This window comes from Ramlibacter sp., assembly GCA_019635435.1.
Lineage (GTDB): Bacteria > Pseudomonadota > Gammaproteobacteria > Burkholderiales > Burkholderiaceae_C > JAHBZM01.
In genome coordinates, this window is sequence record JAHBZM010000001.1 from 2,613,037 (window position 1) to 2,633,339 (window position 20,303).

Below are 20,303 nucleotides of genomic sequence, written 5' to 3' on the forward strand. Positions count from 1 at the left end.
ACCGTGACCGTACGAGACATCCTCAAAATGGGCGACCCGCGCCTGCTGCGTGTGGCCCAGCCCGTGGCGCAGTTCGACACCGACGACCTGCACTTGCTGGTGCGTGACATGTTCGAGACCATGCTGGCGGTCAATGGCGCTGGGCTGGCGGCACCGCAGATCGGGGTGGACCTGCAACTTGTGATCTTTGGCACGGACGCCGTGAATCCGCGTTACCCGGACGCACCGCCGGTGCCGCGCACCGTGCTGCTCAACCCGGTGTTGACACCGCTGGGGCCAGAGGAAGAAGAGGGCTGGGAGGGTTGCCTGTCGGTACCGGGCCTGCGCGGCGTGGTTCCGCGCTTTTCGCGCATCCGGTACACCGGGTTTGACCCTTATGGCGACCCAATCGACCGTGTGGCCGAGGGTTTCCATGCGCGTGTGGTGCAGCATGAATGCGACCACCTGATCGGCAAGCTGTACCCGATGCGGGTGCGCGATTTCACCCGGTTCGGATTCACCGAGGTGCTGTTCCCGGGGCTGGATGCGACCGACGACGACTGAACTGCGCGCCAAAGCAGCGTAGACTCCAGCAATGACCGCTTCGCGGCCATCCCCACAGCGTGATGCACGCAGGAAGCTTTCCGCATGCCGCACACGCCCGCACCGGTGCCCTCGCCGGGCTACCAGGTCAAATTCGAATCCATTCCCGGTGTGGGTGGGCCGCTCACGGTGCGGTCGCTGCTGGACCGGCAGCAATACCATGATCCAGACGACGAGGCAGGGCAGGCGGGCATCCCGCCAGCGTTCTGGCAACTGTTTGGTCTGCTCTGGCCATCGGGGCAGGTGCTGGCCAACCTGATGGCCGTGCATGAACTGGGTGGCAAGCGCATTCTGGAACTGGGGTGCGGTCTTGGCCTGGCCAGTCTCGTGGTGCACCGGCGCGGCGGTGACATCACGGCCAGTGACTCCCACCCGCTCGCGGCGGCGTTCATGCTGGAAAACCTGCGACTGAACGGGTTGCCGGCCATGAAATACCAGACCGCCCACTGGGCCCGCACCAACCCTGCGCTGGGCCGGTTTGACCTGATCATTGGCAGCGACGTGCTGTACGACCGCGAGCAACCCCAGATCCTGTCGCAGTTCATTGACCAGCATTCCCAGGCGGTCGTGGAAGTGATGATCGTCGACCCCGACCGCGGGAATCAGCCCCATTTCAGCCGCAAGATGGGCGTCCTGGGCTACTCCCACATCGAAACCCGTGTGACTTCGCTGCCTGATGGTGCCGCGTACAAAGGGCGGCTGCACTCCTACCAGCGCCGGGCGCTGGCGCAGGCCTGAAGCGGCTGGCGCCTCAGTGCAGCGCCGCCGTGCGTTCGCCGTTGCGTGCGGTGGACTGGTAGCGCTTGCGCGGCGTGGGCGTGCCTGCGCGTGCCGTTGCGGTGGCCGCCGGCCGGTCATGGCCCAGCACGGCCTTCCACCAGGCGGGAGCGCCGGGCGCGGGGATCAACTTGCCGGCCACTTCACTGGCAGCACAGTACTCAATGTTGACGCGGCGGCGGTAGCGGGCAAAGCGCTCCTCCTGCTCCTGGCCCGCCTTGACCTCGCCCTTGCTCAGGCCGGCAATCTGGGCCGACGGCACACCGGCCTCAGCCAGTGCGCGGGCCACGGCGCGGCTGCGCCGTTCACCGATCAGCCAGCAATAGCGCTGGCTGCCCACACCATGGGTGTGCCCTGAAATCACGGCAACGCGGTCGGGGTTGGCGAGCAGGTAGGCGGCGTGGGCCTGGATGAGCGGCAGGAACTCGTCGTGCAGTTCCCAGCTGTTGGCGTCAAAAAAGACACGGCGCGCCAGGGGACGGCCATCAGGGGCGGACGCCAGCGAGTTGCGCAGGACTTCTTCGCCCGACATGATTTCTGCATAGCCATTTTTCATCTTGACCTCCTTGTACAGGGGTGGCTGGGACGGCGTGCCGCGCAAAAGGGCGGCAGCCACGAGATAAACTGGATGAATAAATCGATCCAACTTATTGATATCAAAAGAATTTATTTGATTGATATCAGAAGGTCACCGCTGGGATGACGCAGAGGGCTTGACGCGCCAATATATAACAATTGGTGCTTAAGCCGATATCTATTGTAGATAATTTTGCATTAAAGGTCAAGCCCACGCCAGGCAGGTGACCCTCGGCAGTCGGGCGCGCACTGGCAAGCATGGCCAGTGCGGCCCCCTTCCGCAGAAGGCTATTCCCCGGTGTATTCCAGCAAGGCCAGGTACTCGGCCTTGTCGGCCTTGGCCCATTGTTTGATGCCGATGTTCGACAGGATGTCGGACGACTGGCTGTTCATCGCCAGCAGCGACTCGGTGAGCCGAGCCACCAGGTCGGGCGGCGCCTTGGGCGAGGCCAGCACTGACCAGTTCACCACGGGCTGGGTCTCGCCCAGAATCTGTCCGCCGGCTTCCTTCCACCTCCTGGCGATGGTGGGGTTGACGACACCAGCCTCCGCCAAGCCGGCGGAGACCTGACTGGCCACGGTGTCCTGGTAACGCGTGTGCGACATGTAGGGCTCGCGGATGCCGGCGCGCCTGATCTCGGCCTTGGCGACAGCCGTGGTGGCGGAAAACTCGTCAGGCAGCAGGAGCTTGCGGCCGCCCAGCTGGGCAAATGACTGGATCGAGGACCCCTTGGGCACGATGAAAGCCGCCTTGTAAGGCTCGGGACGGCGCACCAGCGGGTGGTAGCCCTGATCGCGCACCAGCTTGGACAGCTGGTTGACCGACTTGCCAAAGACCAGCAGCGGCTTCTCGTCTGCCTGGGCCTGCTGCACAAAGCGACGGATGTCGATGATCGGGTCCACCATCACCTGCTTGAGCTTGATTTGTGACGCCATGTAGTCCGCCCAGGAGCGGTAGCGCATGGCCAGCATGGAAATGCTCAGGTCGGCGGTCACCGCCTCGTTGATCAGCAGCCGCCAGGGGCTGTCGGTCGCGGACTTGGCCCATGCCAGGGGCGAGCCGCACAAGGCGGCAGCGGCAACGCTGCGAAGGACCGTGCGACGGCCCGGGGAAAACTGGCGCGGAAGATCATTCATTTACTCACCTGTACGGGTTGAAGAGTCGAGGAAACGTCCACCGCCAGCGCCGAGGCGGAGGCGGTCGACCGGGCAGAGCGGCCTGCGGTGGCAGGGCCGGGCATGGGTTTTCCGTTGGCCTGGTTTTCCCAGTCCTGGGCGGCGCGCACGGTGGTCCGGAATGCCTCCGCGCTGTCCAGCAGCCATTTCTTGGCTTCGGCCGGCAAGGCATAACTCACGCGGAAGTCATCCATGGGCATGCGGTCTTCCTTGACTGCCTTGATCAGCCGGTCGATTTCACCGGCCGCGTGGGCCGGCGTGGACAGCAACACCAACCGGCTCATCTTGTCCGGGTTGTTGGGCACGTGGCAGTTGGTGCACTGCGACTCGCGCATCTGCAACGCCAGATCGCGGTACTGGCGGTCCATGGACTTGATGTAGGGGTTCTCCGCGCGGTAGAGGCCGTCGAACAGCGTCACCGCGGGTTGGGTGTTGCCCTTTTCGTCGGTCCAGAGCCAGGGACCTTCATACTTGGCGTGCCTGACCGGCTCCACGGGCTGGAGCAGGGACGTTGACGCACGGCTGGTGAACTGCGCGGCCCGGACCTTGCCCGTGTCCGGAGCGATCCACAGCATCATCGCGTTCGCGTTTTCGTAGGTGTTCCACTTGGCCTCGTCATGCCAGAACGGGTAGGGGAACTGGCCCGGGGCCAGCCGGTTGCGAAAGGCGGCTTCAAGCCGCACGAGGAACATCTTCTCCTCCGGCACCCATTCCACCGTGTGGCGGCCGTTGAACATGAACAGCGGCGCGTACATGCTGGTCCACACCTCGGGAGCAAACTGGGTCAGGTTGGTCTGGCGCAGGGTGGCGTTGGGGTTGGCACTCTGCCGCCCCCACATCAGATAGCCAGGCAGGTGCGCACGAAGCACGCTGGGGCCGAAAAGGGCCTGGCGGCAGGCGTTGTAAGCGCCGGTGTCGCCTGCCGGGGCCAGCGGACAGTGGCTGGCCAGTTCCGCGGCGATCTCGCGCGCCGCCTGGATGACGGCGGGCGGCGGGGCGGCGGCCGGGTCCGCGGGAGGGGCGGCCGGTGATGGCATCGGTGTTGCCAAGGTGCAGGCCATGACAGCAAGCCAGGTGGCGGCGATGCTGCGCCGGGCCGGTAGGGGTCGGGTCTTGAACATGCGCTTACTCCTTCGTGTATTCGAGCAAGGCCATGTAGTCCTTGCGGTCGGCGACTGCCCATTCCTTGACCCCGATCGCCTTCATGATTGACGGAGCCTGGGTGTTCATGCGCAGCAAGACATCGCGCAGGTGGGCGACGGTCTCCGCGGAAAAATGGGGCGAGGCGAGCACGGACCAGTTCACCACGGGCTGGGTCTCGGCCAACAGGCGTCCACCCTGTTCCACCCATTTGCGCGCCGTGGATGGATTGACGACGCCGACGTGCACCAGGCCCGCCTGCACCTGCTGGGCGACGGCTTCCTGGAATTTGGTGTGACTGATCTCGACCTCGGTGAGGTTGTGGCGACGCAGCTCCGCCTTGGCAACCGCCGTGGTCGCGGCGTATTCATCGGGCATGAGCACGCGGGCCTTGCCCAGGTCGGCCAGGGTCTTGTAGGGTGCGTTCTTGTCCACAATGAACGCCGCCTTGTAGGGGTCGGCACGGCGCACGACGGGCTGGTACTTGTCGTCGCGCACCAGCTTGGCCAGCTGATTGACCGATTTGCCGAAGATCAGGTCCGGTTTGGTCGGCCCCTGGGCCAGGATCATGAAGCGCTTGATGTCCACCACCGGTTCGATGCCAATGGTCTGGCCCTTGAAGTCGCTCACCATCAGGTCGGCCATGGGTTGGTAGCGGCTGGTCAACAGAAAGATGTTGCTCTCGCCGGTGACCGCTTCGTTGATCACGAGGCGCCAGGGGGCAGCGGCGCTTTTCCTGACGACCGGTTGTACGGCCATGGCCGGCAGTGCGGCCAGCAGTGGGGCCAGGCCCAGCGTGCACAGGGCCCTGCGGCCGCCGGGCTGCGAAGTGGGGGTGTTCCGCTGTTCGCGGGATGAGCGTTCCATTTCAATTCCTCCCTGGGTGTGCCTGCATGGCACGTTGTGCGAGGAACTGTAGGGAGCGGGCAGGGCGAACGCAAAGGGGGGTCAGCAGGTGCCCCTGTCAAAGATGACAGGGGACGTCTGCAGGTGCATCACCGCGGATACAGTTGATAGCAAGTGGCAACAAATGACGTTTTCCGGCGCCGATGAGCGGTGCGTCTTTGGCGACATGCGGACGAGCCCGGGGCTTTAACAAAGGTTTTAGGTATTTACCCTAGGCCTGTCAGTTCTACGGGCTGAAAAAAAGCGCCCCGACGGGCGCTTGAGCAAAGGGGCTGTGCGGGACTCAGGCCGCGAGCGCTTCCAGCAATTCGGTCTCGATGGCGATCTGTGCCTTGTTCTGCTGCAGTTCCGGCCCGTCGATCAGGAAGGTGTCCTCGACGCGCTCGCCCAGCGTGCTGACCTTGGCCAGTTGCAGGTTGAGTTTGTGGCGGGCCAGCACCCGCGCCACGCTGTAGAGCAGGCCCACGCGGTCGCTCGCGGAGATGCTCAGCAGCCAGCGCTGGGCCTTCTCGTCGGGCCGCAGGTCCACGCGCGGCGCCACCGGAAAGCTCTTGACCCGGCGCGAGACCCGGCCCTTGCTGGGCGGCGGCAGCGGGCCAGGGTTCTCGATGGTGTGGTCCAGCTCGGCCTCGACCATGCTGACCAGCTCGCGGTAGTGCTCGGGCAGCATGGAGGTGACCACCTGGAAGGTGTCCAGCGCGTAGCCGTTGTTGGCCGTGTGGACCTTGGCGTCCAGGATGCTGAAGCCCGCCTGGTCGAAGTAGCCGCAGATGCGCGCGAACAGGTCGGTCTGGTCAGGGGTGTAGACCAGCACCTGCATGCCCTCGCCAATGGTGGAGCGGCGCGCCCGCACGATGCAGCGGGCCGTGCCGGTGTGGCGCGACAGCATGCGCGTGTGCCAGGCGATGTCGGCCGCGTCGTGGCGCATGAAGTAGCCCACGTCCAGCGAATCCCAGAGCTTCTTGTGCGCGTCGTGGGGCAGGGCGTGCAGCGCCAGCATGATCAGGGCCTCGCGCTTGCGGGCCTCGATTTCGGCGGCCGGGTCGGCCGCATGGCCGCCCAGCACCCGCAGGGTGTAGCGGTACAGGTCCTCCAGCAGCTTGCCTTTCCAGGCGTTCCAGACCTTGGGGCTGGTGCCGCGGATGTCGGCCACCGTGAGCAGGTACAGCGCCGTGAGGTAGCGCTCGTTGCCCACCCGTTTGGCAAAGGCGGCGATCACGTCGGGGTTGCTCAGGTCTTCCTTCTGGGCCACGCGGCTCATGGTCAGGTGCTCCTGGACCAGGAACTCGATGAGCTTGCTGTCTTCCCGCGCGATGCCGTGCTGGCGGCAGAAGCGGCGCACTTCGTGGCCGCCCAGCTCGGAGTGGTCGCCGCCGCGGCCCTTGGCGATGTCGTGGAACAGCGCCGCCACGTAGAGCACCCAGGGCTTGTCCATGCCCGAGGCCAGCTGCGAGCAGAACGGGTACTCGTGCGCATGCTCGGCAATGAAGAAGCGCCGCACATTGCGCAGCACCATCAGGATGTGCTGGTCCACCGTGTAGACGTGGAACAGGTCGTGCTGCATCTGGCCCACGATGCGGCGGAACACCCAGAGGTAGCGGCCCAGCACCGAGGTCTGGTTCATCAGCCGCATGGCGTGGGTCAGCCCGACCGGCTCCTTGAGGATGGCCATGAAGGTGGCCCGATTGACCGGGTCGCTGCGGAACTTGCCATTCATGACGCCGCGCACGTTGTACAGCGCGCGCAGCGTGCGGGCCGACAGCCCGTTGATGCCCACGGTGTTCTCGAACACCAGGAAGGTCTCGAGAATGGCGTGCGGCTCGCGCTCGTACAGGTCGTCGCTGGTCACCTCCAGCATGCCGGCCTTGTCGGCAAAACGCTCGTTGATCGGGCGCGGCTCATGGGTGCTGGGGTTCAGCCGTTCCTCGATGTTGAGCAGCAGGATCTGGTTGAGCTGGGACACGGCCTTGGCCGACCAGTAGTAGCGCTTCATGAGCGCCTCGCTGGAGCGGGCCACCATGCGCCCGTTGTCGGCGGTCTCGGCCTGGTAGCCAAACGACTCGGCCACCGCGGTCTGCAGGTCAAACACCAGCCGGTCTTCGCGGCGGTGGGCAATCAGGTGCAGCCGGGCCCGGATCAGGCTGAGCAGGGCCTCGTTGCGCTTGATCTGCCGGGCCTCGAAAGGCGTGGCCAGGCCCTTGCGCGCCAGCTCATCCCAGCTTTTGCCAAAGCCCGCGGCGCGGGCCACCCAGAGGATGCACTGCAGGTCGCGCAGGCCGCCGGGCGACTCCTTGCAGTTGGGCTCCAGCGCATAGGGGGTGTTCTCGAACTTGTGGTGGCGCTGGCGCAGCTCCAGCGTCTTGGCCACAAAGAAGGCCTTGGGGTCCAGCCCCGCCTGGAAGCGCTTGTAGAACTGGGCGAACAGCTTGCGCTCGCCGGTGACCAGCCGCGCTTCGAGCAGCGAGGTCTGCACCGTCACATCCTTCGCGGCCTCGGCCACGCAGTCGGACACGGTGCGCACGCTGGAGCCGATCTCCAGGCCCGTGTCCCAGCAGCTGCCAATGAAGCCCTCGATGCGCTGCTTGAGCGCGGCATCGGCGTCAGGCGAGGTGCCGTCGGGCATCAGCAGCAGCACGTCCACGTCGGAGTGGGGGAACAGTTCGCCGCGGCCAAAGCCGCCCACGGCCACCAGGGCCAGGCTGGGGTCAAAGCCGGCTTCGGTCCACAGCGTGCGCAGGGTGTCGTCGGTCAGCCGGGCCAGTTGCTGCAACAGCTGGCGGATGCCGCGGGTGGACGCGCCACCGGACTGCACGCTTTGCAGCAGCACCGATTTCTTGAGGCGGTACTCCTCGCGCAGCGCTGCGAAGTCGGTCACTTCACGAAAGCCGGCGTGGGCGGGCTGCCGGCCGACATCGTCAGCACCTCGTAGCCGGTCTCGGTGACCAGCACGGTGTGCTCCCACTGCGCCGACAGCGAATGGTCCTTGGTGACAATGGTCCAGCCATCGCCCATTTCCTTGATGTCGCGGCGGCCCGCGTTGATCATGGGCTCGATGGTGAAGGTCATGCCGGGCTTGAGTTCTTCGAGCGTGCCAGGCCGCCCATAGTGCAGCACCTGCGGCTCCTCGTGGAACACCTTGCCGATGCCGTGGCCGCAGAACTCGCGCACCACGCTGTAGCCGTTGCTCTCGGCGAACTTCTGGATCGCCCAGCCGATGTCGCCCAGCCGCGCGCCCGGCTTGACCTGCATGATGCCGTGCCACATGGCGTCGAAGGTGACGGCGCACAGGCGTTTGGCGGCAATCGAGCCCTCGCCAATGATGTACATGCGGCTGTTGTCGCCAAACCAGCCGTCCTTGGTGATCACGGTGACATCAATGTTCATGATGTCGCCCTTTTTCAGCGGCTTGTCGTTGGGGATGCCGTGGCACACCACGTGGTTGAGCGAGGTGCACAGCGAAGCCGGGTAGGGCGGGTAGCCCGGTGGCTGGTAGCCCAGCGTGGCCGAGGTCGTGCCCTGCACGTTGACCATGTATTCGTTGGCCAGGCGGTCGATCTCGCGGGTGGTGACGCCCGCCTTGACGTGCGGCGTGAGGTAGTCCAGCACCTCGGATGCCAGACGGCAAGCTTCACGCATGCCGGCGACGCCTTCCGCGTCCTTGTAGGTAATGCTCATGGGGCTGAATTATCCCATTCGGTGAATTCCCCCGCAGGTAGAATTCAGGGTTTCCACGGAGCTGCCCATTCAGCGCAGCGCCGGACCCTCTCCAAGGCCACCACGTGACCCTGCACATCACCCAGTTCGACGGCGGCAACGCCCTCAGCGATTTCCGCGTCCAGCAACTCCTGCCGCGCCTGCAAACCATCCACGACAGGATCACCGGCATCGCCGCCCGTTTTGTCCACCTGGTGGCGTCGGATGCGCCGGCCAACGGGGCCGACCGCGAGCGGCTCGCCGCGCTGCTGACCTATGGCGACCCCTACGCCGGCCCCACCGAGGGCCCCGTGCTGTTGGTCACGCCCCGGTTCGGCACGGTGTCGCCCTGGGCCAGCAAGGCCACCGATATCGCCCACAACTGTGGCCTGGCGCTGCGCCGCGTGGAGCGCATCACCGAATACCGGCTCACGCTCAAAAGCGGCCTGCTGGGCGGCCAGCCCACGCTCAGCGACGCGCAACGCGCCGACGTGGCGGCGCTGCTGCACGACCGCATGACCGAAAGCGTGATGTTCGAGCGGGCCCAGGCGCTGGGCCTGTTCACCGAACTGCAGCCCGCGCCCATGGAGCAGGTGGACCTGCTGGGCGGCGGCCGCGCGGCGCTGGAGGCCGCCAACAGCCGTTTCGGCCTGGCGCTGGCCGACGACGAAATGGATTACCTGGTCACCGCCTTCACGGGGCTGGCGCGCAACCCCACCGATGTGGAACTGATGATGTTCGCCCAGGCCAACAGCGAGCACTGCCGCCACAAGATATTCAACGCCTCGTTCACCATCGACGGCGTGGCGCAGGACAAGAGCATGTTCGGCATGATCCGCCACACCCACCAGACCAGCCCGCAGCACACCGTGGTGGCCTATTCGGACAACGCCTCGGTCATGGAAGGCAGCTCCATCGAACGTTTCATGGCCAAAAGTGCCGGGAGTCCAGGCAGGGCGGCCACTATGCGCTATGAAAAGCATAGCGAACTGGCCCATGTGCTGATGAAGGTGGAAACCCACAACCACCCCACGGCCATCAGCCCGTTCCCGGGCGCCAGCACCGGCGCGGGCGGCGAGATCCGCGACGAAGGCGCCACCGGCCGCGGCTCGCGGCCCAAGGCCGGCCTGACGGGCTTCACCGTGTCCCGGCTCTGGCCAACGGCCGGCACCGATGACTTTGGCAAGCCCGCGCACATTGCCAGCCCGCTGCAGATCATGACCGAGGGCCCCCTGGGCGGCGCCGCCTTCAACAACGAGTTTGGCCGGCCCAACCTGCTGGGCTACTTCCGCGAGTACGAGCAGACCGTGACCAGCGACGCCGACAGCATCCGCCGCGGTTACCACAAGCCCATCATGATCGCGGGCGGGGTGGGGCAGATCGACGCCCGGCTTACGAAAAAGATCGAATTCCCGGCCGGCTCGCTGCTGATCCAGCTGGGCGGGCCCGGCATGCGCATCGGCATGGGCGGCAGCGCCGCCAGTTCCATGGCCACTGGCGCCAACGCCGCCGAGCTCGACTTTGACTCGGTGCAGCGCGGCAACCCCGAGATCGAGCGCCGCGCGCAGGAGGTCATCAACCACTGCTGGGCCCTGGCCGAGGCCAACCCCATCCTGGCCATCCACGATGTGGGCGCGGGCGGCCTGAGCAACGCCTTCCCCGAACTCACCAACGACGCGGGCCGCGGCGCGCGTTTTGACCTGGATGCCGTGCCGCTCGAAGAAAGCGGCCTCGCCCCCAAGGAAATCTGGTGCAACGAGAGCCAGGAACGCTATGTGATGGCGATCGCCCCCGAATCGCTGGACCTGTTCCGCAGCTTCTGCGAGCGCGAGCGCTGCCCGTTTGCCGTGGTGGGCGTGGCCACCGAAGAGCGCCAGCTGGTGGTGAGCACCGCCGTGGACATGCCCATGAACGTGCTGCTGGGCAAGCCGCCCAAGATGCACCGCGACGTCAAGACCGTGGCCCGCCAGCTGCCGCCCGTGGACCTCACCGGGGTCGAGCTGCAGAAGGCCGTGATCGACGTGCTGGCCCACCCCACGGTGGCCTCCAAACGCTTCCTCATCACCATTGGCGACCGCACGGTGGGGGGGCTGAGCCACCGCGACCAGATGGTTGGCCCCTGGCAGGTGCCCGTGGCCGACTGCGCCGTGACCCTGGCCGACTACAGCGGCTTTGCCGGCGAGGCCATGAGCATGGGCGAGCGCACGCCGCTGGCCAGCGTCAACGCGCCGGCGTCGGGGCGCATGGCGGTGGCCGAGGCCATCACCAACCTGCTGGCCGCGCCCATCGAGCTGCCGCGCGTCAAGCTGTCGGCCAACTGGATGGCCGCCTGCGGCGAGCCTGGCGAGGACGCCGCGCTGTACGAAACCGTGCGGGCCGTGGGCATGGAGCTGTGCCCGGCGCTGGGCGTGAGCATCCCCGTGGGCAAGGACAGCCTGTCGATGCGCACCCAGTGGACCGAGGGCAACGAGAAGAAAAAAGTCACTTCGCCCGTCAGCCTGATCGTGAGCGCCTTTGCCACGCTGGCCGATGTGCGCGGAACGCTCACGCCCCAGCTGGACGCGACCGAGCCCGACAGCACCCTGGTGCTGGTCGATCTGGGCCGGGGCCGCCACCGCATGGCTGGCAGCATCCTGGCGCAGACGCTGGGGCAAACCGGCCACGAGGTACCCGACCTGGACCACCCGCAGGACCTGGTGAATCTGGTCAACGCAGTCAACGCGCTGCGCGCCCGGGGCCAGGTGCTGGCCTACCACGACCGCAGCGATGGCGGCCTGCTGGCCACGGTCTGTGAAATGGCTTTTGCGGGCCAGGTGGGCGTGGCGCTGAACATCGACATGCTGCTGGTGGAGGGCGATGGCATCTCCGACAGCCGCATGGACACCGGCGACGCCAAGAACTGGGCCGGCCAGGTCAGCGCGCGGCGCGAGGAACTCACGCTCAGGGCCCTGTTCAGCGAAGAGCTGGGCGTGGTGCTGCAGGTGCGCACCGCCGAGCGCGATGCCGTGATGCAGACCCTGCGCGAGCACGGCCTGAGCGCCTTCAGCCACTTCATTGGCAAGACCCGGCCCGCGTCATCGTCCATCGAGGCCGGCAAGGGCCAGATCCAGGTCTGGCGCGACACCAAGGCCGTGTTCAGCGCCGCCCTGGCCGACCTGCACCAGGTCTGGGACAGCGTGAGCTGGAAGATCTGCCAGCAGCGCGACAACCCGGCCTGTGCCGATGCCGAGCACGCCGCGGCCGGCGACCCGGCCGACCCAGGCCTGCACGTGCACCTGACGTTCGACCCCGCCAACAACCCCGCGGCCCCTTACCTGAACCTGGCCCTGCCCAAAGTGGCGATCCTGCGCGAGCAGGGGGTCAACTCGCATGTGGAGATGGCCTACACCTTCACCGAGGCCGGCTTTGACGCCCATGACGTCCACATGACCGACCTGCAGACGGGCCGGGCCAGGCTCCAGGACTTCAAGGGGGTGGTGGCTTGTGGCGGCTTCAGCTATGGCGACACGCTGGGCGCCGGCATCGGCTGGGCCCGCAGCATCACCTTCAACCCGGTGCTGGCCGACCAGTTCAAGGCTTTTTTTGGCCGGGCCGATACCTTCGGCCTGGGCGTGTGCAACGGCTGCCAGATGTTTGCCGAGCTGGCCGACATCATCCCCGGCGCGCAGGACTGGCCCCGCTTCACCACCAACCGCAGCGAGCGCTTTGAGGCCCGGCTGAGCCTGGTGGAGGTATTGCCGTCGCCCAGCCTGTTCTTCGAAGGCATGGCCGGCAGCCGCCTGCCCATTGCCGTGGCACACGGTGAGGGCTATGCCAACTTTGCCTACCGCGGGAACGCCGAAAAGGCGCTGGCTGCCATGCGCTACGTGAACCACCAGGGCCAGCCCACCGAGGCCTACCCCGCCAACCCCAACGGCAGCCCGGGCGGCCTGACGGCCGTGACCACCGCCGACGGCCGCTTCACCGCCCTCATGCCCCATCCCGAGCGGGTGTTCCGCAATGTGCAGATGAGCTGGACCGACGGTGACCGCAGCGATCTGAGCCCGTGGATGCGGATCTGGCGCAACGCGAGAAAATGGGTGGGCTAAATGGGTGGAATAAGGAGGCGTTGCGATGGATATCGAACTCACGTCCAAGAAGTACAAGAGTTTTCTTACGGCGTTCCGTCAGGCCGACCGCGACAACGCGGCCACGCGGGCCGAGACCGAAGTGGTCTACACCGAGGGCTTCAACACCTACCGGTATTTTTTTGAAGCGCCCAATTTCAAGCTGGTGGCTTACAACATCGGCGCCGGCCGGGTCAATCTGACCAACTACAACCATGTGGACAACATGGCAACGGTCAACAAGGGGGCGCTGGCCACGGCGCTGAAAGCCGGCGGTGGCACCGGCACCCTGATGACGCAGAGCCTGAGCACCGTGGTGGCGCTGGTCTCGGAGGCCGCGCGCTCCAAGGTCGTCGAGCAGGCCATGATCAAGGCCATCATGGGGACCGCCATCAACCTGAACAACTACGAAATGCTGTTCAAGGGCTACAACCAGCCGGCCCGGTATGCCGGCTACCTGACCCTTGCCGGTGCCTATACCAGCTACTGGAAGCCGCTGGAAAAAGAGGACTACCGCCGCTTCTACATGTCGTCCGAATACACCGGCGACTTCGAAAAGATGTGCAAGGACCTCAACGCGCTGTAGGGCGAGGCATCTGCAAAGCGGGGCTTCCCCATCCGGGCCAACAGGTCTACGATGTGCCACAGGAGGTCGTGGCCCATGAAGACACTGCCGGCTTGCTGGATGCGGATGACGCTGGCGTGCATCGCCGGCCTGGCCGCGGCAAGCGCGGCGGCCGCTGACCGCTGGGCCCAGCTGGCCTACGAGCCCGTGGCGCTGGCCTGGACCGCTCACGAAGTCGAAAGTGCCACGGCCGGCAACTTTGAAGCCATCGTGCGGCGCGCCAGGGGCGAGGGCCAGTATGGCTGCGAGAAAAGCTGCGAACGGGTGCGCCGCGTGTTCGAACGGCTGGTCCCGCTGGCGCGCGCGCAGACTGCGCGGGCCCGGCACCTGCCCTGGACCCTGACCGTGGTGCGCACCCAGGGCGTGGAGGCGCTGGCCCTGCCCGGCGGGCAGGTGATGATTTCAGAAGCCTTCATCCATGAACACAAGATGCCCGACGCCCAGCTGGCCTTTGTGCTGGCGCATGAGATGGCCCACAGCATTCTTGAACACGAACGCCAGACCCTGCACTTTGCCCGCATGCTGCTGCGACAGGATGTGCCGCGCAGCGTGGCCGACATGTACGTGGAGATTGGCTACAACTTCGCACTGCTCTCGTCGCTCGAACCGGTGATGCAGCAGGGCGAGCTGGAGGCGGACGAGCTGGGCCTGCTGCTGGCCAGCGCGGCCGGCTATGCCCCGCGAGAACAGCTCGGCTTCATGGCGCAGCAGGCCGCGCTGGGCAAGTCGCCCAACCCGCTGGTGCGCACGCACCCGGCGGCCCGCGAACGCCTGGTCCAGCTGCGCGCACGGCTGCCGCTGGCGCAGCGGCTGTACACGGCGCAGCAGGTCCGCCGTCGGTGAATTCCGCACAACAATAGCGCTCGGCGCCAGAACGGGGCGCCCCTAGAATGTCCAGCGCCGCCAGCGCGTGTCTGGCATCAAAGGGGCACCATGTCAGACGCACTTCCAGCCGACGTTGTTCAGTCCATTGCCATTTCCAACGCCAAATCGATCGGCGAACAGCCGGCCATCCTGGCCAACATGGCGCTGGCCAACCAGATTCTGAACAACAACCTGCAGCAGCAGATGATGATCTCGCAGCAACAGGCCATGAACCAGTTGCTTATGGCGACCGTGGCCAAGGCGGTCAGCCTGATCCTGTCGGTCGACAGCGGGCCTGGCTCGCCGGCCAGCAACGCCAAGCTGGCGCTTGAACTGGTGGAGTCCATGAAGCAGCAGTTCCAGGGCATGCAGGCCACCATGCAACAAGCCACGCAGGCCAATCTCGAGATGACCGCCAAGGCCGCCGAACAGCTGAAGGCAGCGCAAAACCAGAACTGACCCATCCGCACCGCCCCACCCGCAAAGGAGATTCACCATGCCCGACAGCAACGCAACCGAAAGCCAGAACCCCATCGCGGAGCAGCCCGCCATGCTGGCCAACCTGGCCTTTGCCAATCTCGTGGCCAACACCAACCTCGCCCAGCAGAATGCCGTGGCCAACCAGCAGGCCATGAACGAGCTGGGGATCTCGGTGGTGGCCAAGGGCGTGACGGTGCTGTCCCAGCTCAGCCCGCTCGAAGCGCGCTCGGCCGTGGACGTCCTGAGCAACAACGAGCTGGCCCAAACCCTGGCGGACCTCAAGGCCACCGTCCAGGCCTTCAGTGACAAGGGCAAGCAGGCCAGTTGATGGAGGCGTGAGCCAGCCCCACGCTCACTCCACCCATTTCGGAAAATACCCCAGCGCGTCCTGCACCGCGCCATCGTGCGCGGGCACGACCACCAGGGCCGGGTCACGGGCCATGGCGGCGCGGATCCTGTCGATCACTTGCTGGGTCCGGGCCACATCGTCGTCCACGATCTGGCGCGCGGGCCAGAACTTGGGGCGCCCCTCCTTGAGCGCCTGGGCACTCCACACCGCATCGCCCACGAAGAAATAGCGCGCCCCTGAACTCACGCGCACAAAGAGGCCCACGGAGCCGGGCGTGTGACCCTGCAGCGGCACCAGCACCACGCGGTCATCGCCATACAGGTCAAGGCTGCTTTCAAAGCCTTCATAGGGGACCGGCTGCAGGGTCACGGTTCGCCACTGGATAGACGGGGAGCCCACCTGCGAAGGCCAGGCGCCGCCGGGCTTGCCCTGGGACTCGCGCGCATGGACCCGCTCCTGCGGCGTCACCCACACCGCAGCGCCGGGGAAGTCCACCAGCCCGCTCGCGTGGTCCCAGTGGTCATGGCTCAGGTAGATGTCGGTCACGGGCGGAACGCCGGCCTGGGCGAGCTGCTGGCGCACGGGCAGCACCGGGCCCTCGTATTTGAAGAAGGGCCGCATCCACAGCGGCATGTCCTGCGCATATTGCTGCGCGACCTGGCTGCCCAGACCGGTGTCGAACAGGAAGCGGCTGTCACCGTGCTGGATGAGAAAGGCCGAGAAATTGGTGACCGCCGGGTGGCCAAGGCGTCCACCGGCAAACAGCAGGGCTTCCTTCACCGGCAGCGCTGCGGTCTTGATGACCGCGAAGCGAACGGCCGGCACGGGCGGTGGGGCCGCGACAGCGGCCGATGAGGTGACGAGGAGAAGGGCAGCCAGAAGAGGAGCCCAAAGGGGAGCCAGAAGAGGGCGGAGCATGGGGAAGTTCCTTGCGAAAAGCACTGAGGCCTGCAATCTAAACCTTGGTCCATACTCCAGGGTCAAGACTTTTTTTCGGCCGCGGGCCCACGCCACCATGAAAATCAGCGAACTGGCAGAAACCACGGGGGTCACCGTGGACACCTTGCGCTACTACGAGAAGCAGGGCCTTCTGGATCCGCCTCAGCGGCGTGACAACGGCTACCGTGCCTATGCCGCGAGCGACGTGCAGCGCGTGCGCTTTGTGCGCGGTGCGCAGATGCTGGGCTTCTCGCTGGCGCAGATCCGCGAGGTCATTCCCGATCTGGTGCAAGGCCGCATGGGCCGCAGCGGCATCGAGCAGCGCCTGCAGTCCAAGATCGCCGAGATTGATGCGCGCTTTGAGGAGTTGCGCCGCTTGCGGCAGGAACTGGTGAACACGCTGGCGTCGCTGACCTGCAGCCAGAGCGAACCGGTCTCAGTCTCCACCTCGACTTACCCGCGCATGAGAACGGCAAAACCACAAAAAGTGCGGCAACGCGCAGCCAGCTAACAGGCGGGGAGGGCAGTCCGGTGCATGACGTTGACAGGTATCATTTGCGCACTTCATAAAAGACAACTCTTGGGGGGCAAGAATGTGGAATCCGATTGGCACTGCCATCCTGGTGCGGCTGTGCTTGTTCACTGGTGTTTTGGCGTTGACCGCTTGTGGAGGAGGTCAATCCGAGGGCGGTGAAGTTCGGACCCAGCAGCCGATCGTCAGACAGACCAACGTCGAAATAGATAAGCGGGCCGCGTGGCCAAACGATGTCTCCTACTCATTGTCGGAGCCTTTGCGTACGTTCAGCGCCAACATCATGGACGCGTGGCAGTTTTCCACCGGAGATCCCAACCTAGTCATCGCCGTGATCGATTCAGGCGTTGTGCCTCACGCCGAGTTCAGTGGCAGATTGTTGCCGGGTTACGACTTCATCTCCAATGTCGCCGTTTCGCGCGACGGTGATGGGCGTGATGCGGATGCTACGGATCCCGGCAATGGTGCCGGACCACAAGATGCCTGGCCAGGCACTTTCATTGCCGGCGTCATCGCTGCCACCGGGAATAACGGTGTCGGAATAGCAGGCGTGAACTGGAAATCCAAAATTTTGCCAGTCCGGGTGCTGCCAGGCAGCAGTCAGCAGCAATTGACGGATCTTGCTGATGCCATCAAATGGTCCGCCGGAGGGAGTGTTCCCGGCGTGCCGGACAACAAGAACCCTGCGCGAGTGATCAATCTCGGGAGCGTTGTCAACGGGAAGCTGTGTGACGGTGCTGTCGCGGAAGCCGTCCGTACCGCGATCGATCGAAAAGCGGTTGTGGTGGTAGCCGCTGGCGACTGGGGTATCGACATCGCGAACGCGCTCCCCGCCAACTGTCCCGATGTCATTGTGGTCGGGAATGGGGGAGAGATTAACTCCCTGAATCCTCCTTTTTATCCATCGAACTATGGCACCAACCTGGGACTGATCGCCCCCTACTACGCCACATCTTTTGGAATTGACGGCTCGTTCGGCAGAATTACGCTGACCACAAGGTTTGGAACAGCCAACGCCGCAGCCTATGTTTCCGGGGTGGCGTCACTGATGCTCTCGGTCAATCCGTCGTTGACGCAGGCCATGGTGAAATCGCTTCTGATGGCCTCAGCCAGAAAACCCCGCAGGCCAGAGGGCTCGTATTGCACGCCGGCGCGATGTGGGGCTGGCATGCTTGACGGGTATGCCGCCGTCAAGTCAGCGAAAGACGGCCAATTTGTTGCAGAGCCGGAATATCCGCAAACAGGCTGGTGGTGGAATCCAAGTGAGCCAGGCAGCGGATTTGCCATGGAGTTTCGTCACGGCAAGATTTATTTCGGAGGGTTTCTGTATGACTCTTCTGGCAAGGCGACCTGGCTTACTTCAGGGCCTGCGCTCATGGAGTCGCCCAATGCCTACACTGGCATTCTGGATCGCTATGTGAACGGGCAGACCTTGATGGGCCCGTATCGCAGTCCATTTCGCGGTGACTCGCCCGGCACCGTTCACATAGAGTTCTCAAGTCCAACCAAAGGTCGAATCACCTGGTCGGGCAGAACCTTCCCGATCGAGCGATTTGAGATTTTTCCTGGTGGATTGGCGCAGGCGAGTGAGCCGAACTTCCAGCGGGTATCTTCAGGCTGGTATTGGGATCCTGCGCAACCTGGGCGTGGTTATGCCCTCGAGGTGCAGGGCGACAAATTGTTTGCTGCCGGATTCATGTACGACGAGTATGGTGATCCTGTCTGGTACGTGACCACGGCAACGCTGACTGCGGGCAGCAATGTCGCCTTTGGGCATTGGGCGCAGTACGCAGATGGGCAGACGATGAACGGCGCCTATCGCACCCCCCGCATTGCAAACCCCTCCGTGGGGACTGCCTTGCTTATACAGGGGATCGATTACGCCGCTCTGCGATTTTCAGAAACCATGCCTTATCTCTCATTGCAAAAATTCGATATGGGTGAACGGCCAGCCCCATAGGCCCATGACATGGCGGCCCTGAAATCCTACCGCTTCGACACCATCGACGCCCTGCGCGGCGTCGCCATCGTCTGGATGACGATTTTTCATTTCTGCTTTGACCTCAACCATGCGGGCTGGATCCGGCAGAACTTCTACCACGATCCTTTCTGGACCTGGCAGCGCACCTGCATCGTGAGCCTGTTCCTGTTCTGCGCGGGTCTGGGCCAGGCCGTTGCCGTGGCGCAGGGGCAGAGCTGGCGCCGCTTCTGGAAGCGCTGGGGCCAGGTGGCCGCCTGTGCGCTGCTGGTCACGGCGGGTTCGTACGTGATGTTCCCCCGCAGCTTCATCTACTTTGGCGTGCTGCATGGCATTGCGGTGATGCTCATCGTGGTGCGGCTCACGGCGGGCTGGGGGCGCTGGCTGTGGCCAGCCGGCGCACTGGCGATTGCTATGAAGTTTGTAGCGCAGCATGCCCATGCCGTCTGGACTGGCGGCGGATTCCTCAATGAACCCGCCTTCAACTGGCTGGGCTTGATCAGCCACAAGCCCGTCACCGAGGACTATGTGCCCGTGCTGCCCTGGCTGGGCGTGATGTGGTGGGGCATGGCCGCGGGCCAGTGGCTGCTGGCCGATCCGGACCGACGCGCGCGGCTGGCGACGCAGCTGTCCCCCCCGGCCGCGCCGCTGGCCTGGCTGGGCCGCTGGAGCCTGAGCTGGTACATGCTGCACCAGCCCGTGATGATTGGTGCGCTGATGGCGCTCAAGGCCGCCGGCGCATGAAAAAAGCGGCCCCGGAGGCCGCTTTTTTTTTGGCAGGAAGAGGTCAGCTCACTCGACCTTGGCCTTGGCGCGCAGGTCTTCCTGGAACTTGCCGAGCTTCTGCTGTTCCAGCTGCTTCGCGATCTGCGGCTTGACTTCCTCAAACTTGGGCAGCTGGGCCTGGCGCACGTCGTCCAGGCGGATCACGTGGTAGCCGAACTGGCTCTTGACCGGTACGTCGGTGACCTGGCCCTTGTTGAGCTTGATCATGGCGGCCGAGAACTCGGGCACGTAGCTGGAGGCATTGGCCCAGTCGAGGTCACCGCCATTGGCGCCGGACCCCGGGTCCTTGGACTGCTTCTTGGCGATCTCTTCAAACTTGCCGCCCTTCTTGAGGCTGGCGATGATGGCCTTGGCCTCGTCTTCCTTCTCGACCAGGATGTGGCGCGCACGGTATTCCTTGCCGCCGTTGGCCGCGGCGAACTTGTCGTACTCGGCCTTGGCTTCCTCGTCGGTCACGGGGTTGTTCTTCTGGTAGTCGGAGAACAGCTCGCGGATCAGGATGGTCTGGCGGGCCAGTTCCATCTGGCTCTTGAAGTCGTCGCTGGTGTCCAGGCCGCGCTTTTGCGCTTCCTGCATGAAAATCTCGCGCGCGATGAGCTCGTTCTTGATCTGGTCCTGGATTTCGGGGGTGATCTCCCGGCCCGACTTGGTGATCTGCAGCATCAGCGCGTCGACACGCGACTTGGGCACGGGCTTGCCGTTGACGATGGCAAGGTTCTGGGCCATGGCGGGCAGGGCAAACGCACCCGCCAGGGCAGCCGCCGCAACAGCGGACAAATAACGGTTCTTCATTG

The 20,303-nt window shown here is 65.0% G+C and carries 18 protein-coding genes; 10 read left to right on the plus strand and 8 right to left on the minus strand.

Going from position 1 to position 20,303, the window contains the following annotated elements; all coding sequences use genetic code 11:
* Positions 1-3 precede the first annotated feature (3 nt).
* Positions 4-543 (plus strand): peptide deformylase, encoded by a 540-nt coding sequence (gene def, locus KF796_12640; protein ID MBX3587479.1) that lies wholly within the window; start codon positions 4-6, stop codon positions 541-543.
* Positions 544-627: 84 nt separating this feature from the next.
* The gene (locus KF796_12645) at positions 628-1,320 is read left to right on the plus strand and encodes a methyltransferase domain-containing protein (GenBank protein ID MBX3587480.1); all 693 of its coding nucleotides are present in this window, start codon (positions 628-630) and stop codon (positions 1,318-1,320) included.
* Positions 1,321-1,333: 13 nt separating this feature from the next.
* On the opposite strand, the gene KF796_12650 is transcribed toward KF796_12645, so the two are convergent.
* The 6 genes from KF796_12650 to map all read right to left on the minus strand — a co-directional run bounded on the left by KF796_12650 (position 1,334) and on the right by map (position 8,832).
* Entirely contained in the window at positions 1,334-1,975 is a 642-nt protein-coding gene (locus KF796_12650) for an OmpA family protein (protein MBX3587481.1), read from the minus strand.
* 248 nt (positions 1,976-2,223) lie between these two features.
* The gene (locus tag KF796_12655; protein ID MBX3587482.1) at positions 2,224-3,072 is read right to left on the minus strand and encodes a PhnD/SsuA/transferrin family substrate-binding protein; all 849 of its coding nucleotides are present in this window, start codon (positions 3,070-3,072) and stop codon (positions 2,224-2,226) included.
* Positions 3,069-4,172 carry a hypothetical protein gene (locus KF796_12660; protein MBX3587483.1) on the minus strand — a complete coding sequence of 368 codons (1,104 nt, stop codon included), beginning with the start codon at positions 4,170-4,172 and terminating at the stop codon, positions 3,069-3,071. Before KF796_12660 ends, KF796_12655 begins: the two co-directional genes overlap by 4 nt.
* Positions 4,173-4,236: 64 nt before the next feature.
* Positions 4,237-5,118, minus strand: a complete 882-nt coding sequence (locus tag KF796_12665; GenBank protein ID MBX3587484.1) for a PhnD/SsuA/transferrin family substrate-binding protein — start codon at positions 5,116-5,118, stop codon at positions 4,237-4,239.
* A gap of 322 nt (positions 5,119-5,440) precedes the next feature.
* Positions 5,441-8,032, minus strand: coding sequence for a [protein-PII] uridylyltransferase (locus tag KF796_12670; protein MBX3587485.1), 2,592 nt, complete (start codon positions 8,030-8,032; stop codon positions 5,441-5,443).
* Complete coding sequence (map, locus tag KF796_12675) at positions 8,029-8,832, minus strand: type I methionyl aminopeptidase (GenBank protein MBX3587486.1); 804 nt, start codon at positions 8,830-8,832, stop codon at positions 8,029-8,031. Before map ends, KF796_12670 begins: the two co-directional genes overlap by 4 nt.
* A gap of 104 nt (positions 8,833-8,936) precedes the next feature.
* Between map and purL the strand changes: the two genes are divergently transcribed.
* The 5 genes from purL to KF796_12700 all read left to right on the plus strand — a co-directional run bounded on the left by purL (position 8,937) and on the right by KF796_12700 (position 15,253).
* The gene (gene purL / locus KF796_12680; GenBank protein MBX3587487.1) at positions 8,937-12,938 is read left to right on the plus strand and encodes a phosphoribosylformylglycinamidine synthase; all 4,002 of its coding nucleotides are present in this window, start codon (positions 8,937-8,939) and stop codon (positions 12,936-12,938) included.
* 25 nt (positions 12,939-12,963) lie between these two features.
* Positions 12,964-13,542 (plus strand): hypothetical protein, encoded by a 579-nt coding sequence (locus KF796_12685; GenBank protein MBX3587488.1) that lies wholly within the window; start codon positions 12,964-12,966, stop codon positions 13,540-13,542.
* A 75-nt stretch (positions 13,543-13,617) separates the two neighbouring features.
* Positions 13,618-14,424 carry a M48 family metalloprotease gene (locus KF796_12690; GenBank protein ID MBX3587489.1) on the plus strand — a complete coding sequence of 269 codons (807 nt, stop codon included), beginning with the start codon at positions 13,618-13,620 and terminating at the stop codon, positions 14,422-14,424.
* Between the two features lie 90 nt (positions 14,425-14,514).
* On the plus strand, positions 14,515-14,904 hold the full coding sequence (locus tag KF796_12695; GenBank protein MBX3587490.1) for a hypothetical protein: 390 nt from the start codon (positions 14,515-14,517) through the stop codon (positions 14,902-14,904).
* Between the two features lie 37 nt (positions 14,905-14,941).
* The gene (locus tag KF796_12700) at positions 14,942-15,253 is read left to right on the plus strand and encodes a RebB family R body protein (protein ID MBX3587491.1); all 312 of its coding nucleotides are present in this window, start codon (positions 14,942-14,944) and stop codon (positions 15,251-15,253) included.
* A gap of 24 nt (positions 15,254-15,277) precedes the next feature.
* Here KF796_12700 and KF796_12705 read toward each other — a convergent pair whose 3' ends face one another.
* On the minus strand, positions 15,278-16,099 hold the full coding sequence (locus KF796_12705) for an MBL fold metallo-hydrolase (protein MBX3587492.1): 822 nt from the start codon (positions 16,097-16,099) through the stop codon (positions 15,278-15,280).
* A 190-nt stretch (positions 16,100-16,289) separates the two neighbouring features.
* On the opposite strand from KF796_12705, the gene KF796_12710 reads away from it, so the two are divergent.
* From KF796_12710 to KF796_12720, 3 genes are all read left to right on the plus strand, one after another.
* Positions 16,290-16,724, plus strand: coding sequence for a MerR family transcriptional regulator (locus KF796_12710; protein MBX3587493.1), 435 nt, complete (start codon positions 16,290-16,292; stop codon positions 16,722-16,724).
* A gap of 82 nt (positions 16,725-16,806) precedes the next feature.
* The gene (locus tag KF796_12715) at positions 16,807-18,705 is read left to right on the plus strand and encodes a S8 family serine peptidase (protein ID MBX3587494.1); all 1,899 of its coding nucleotides are present in this window, start codon (positions 16,807-16,809) and stop codon (positions 18,703-18,705) included.
* A gap of 9 nt (positions 18,706-18,714) precedes the next feature.
* Positions 18,715-19,467 carry a DUF1624 domain-containing protein gene (locus KF796_12720; GenBank protein MBX3587495.1) on the plus strand — a complete coding sequence of 251 codons (753 nt, stop codon included), beginning with the start codon at positions 18,715-18,717 and terminating at the stop codon, positions 19,465-19,467.
* A 48-nt stretch (positions 19,468-19,515) separates the two neighbouring features.
* On the opposite strand, the gene KF796_12725 is transcribed toward KF796_12720, so the two are convergent.
* Positions 19,516-20,301 (minus strand): peptidylprolyl isomerase, encoded by a 786-nt coding sequence (locus KF796_12725; protein ID MBX3587496.1) that lies wholly within the window; start codon positions 20,299-20,301, stop codon positions 19,516-19,518.
* Positions 20,302-20,303 lie beyond the last annotated feature (2 nt).

Coding starts and splice junctions, on each gene's coding strand:
- KF796_12645 (MBX3587480.1), top strand. CDS start 628: ATGCCGCACACGCCCGCACCGGTGCCCTCGCCGGGCTACCAGGTCAAA.
- KF796_12655 (MBX3587482.1), bottom strand. CDS start 3,072: ATGAATGATCTTCCGCGCCAGTTTTCCCCGGGCCGTCGCACGGTCCTT.
- KF796_12660 (MBX3587483.1), bottom strand. CDS start 4,172: ATGGCCTGCACCTTGGCAACACCGATGCCATCACCGGCCGCCCCTCCC.
- KF796_12665 (MBX3587484.1), bottom strand. CDS start 5,118: ATGGAACGCTCATCCCGCGAACAGCGGAACACCCCCACTTCGCAGCCC.
- map (MBX3587486.1), bottom strand. CDS start 8,832: ATGAGCATTACCTACAAGGACGCGGAAGGCGTCGCCGGCATGCGTGAA.
- KF796_12685 (MBX3587488.1), top strand. CDS start 12,964: ATGGATATCGAACTCACGTCCAAGAAGTACAAGAGTTTTCTTACGGCG.
- KF796_12690 (MBX3587489.1), top strand. CDS start 13,618: ATGAAGACACTGCCGGCTTGCTGGATGCGGATGACGCTGGCGTGCATC.
- KF796_12695 (MBX3587490.1), top strand. CDS start 14,515: ATGTCAGACGCACTTCCAGCCGACGTTGTTCAGTCCATTGCCATTTCC.
- KF796_12700 (MBX3587491.1), top strand. CDS start 14,942: ATGCCCGACAGCAACGCAACCGAAAGCCAGAACCCCATCGCGGAGCAG.
- KF796_12710 (MBX3587493.1), top strand. CDS start 16,290: ATGAAAATCAGCGAACTGGCAGAAACCACGGGGGTCACCGTGGACACC.
- KF796_12715 (MBX3587494.1), top strand. CDS start 16,807: ATGTGGAATCCGATTGGCACTGCCATCCTGGTGCGGCTGTGCTTGTTC.
- KF796_12720 (MBX3587495.1), top strand. CDS start 18,715: ATGGCGGCCCTGAAATCCTACCGCTTCGACACCATCGACGCCCTGCGC.
- KF796_12725 (MBX3587496.1), bottom strand. CDS start 20,301: ATGAAGAACCGTTATTTGTCCGCTGTTGCGGCGGCTGCCCTGGCGGGT.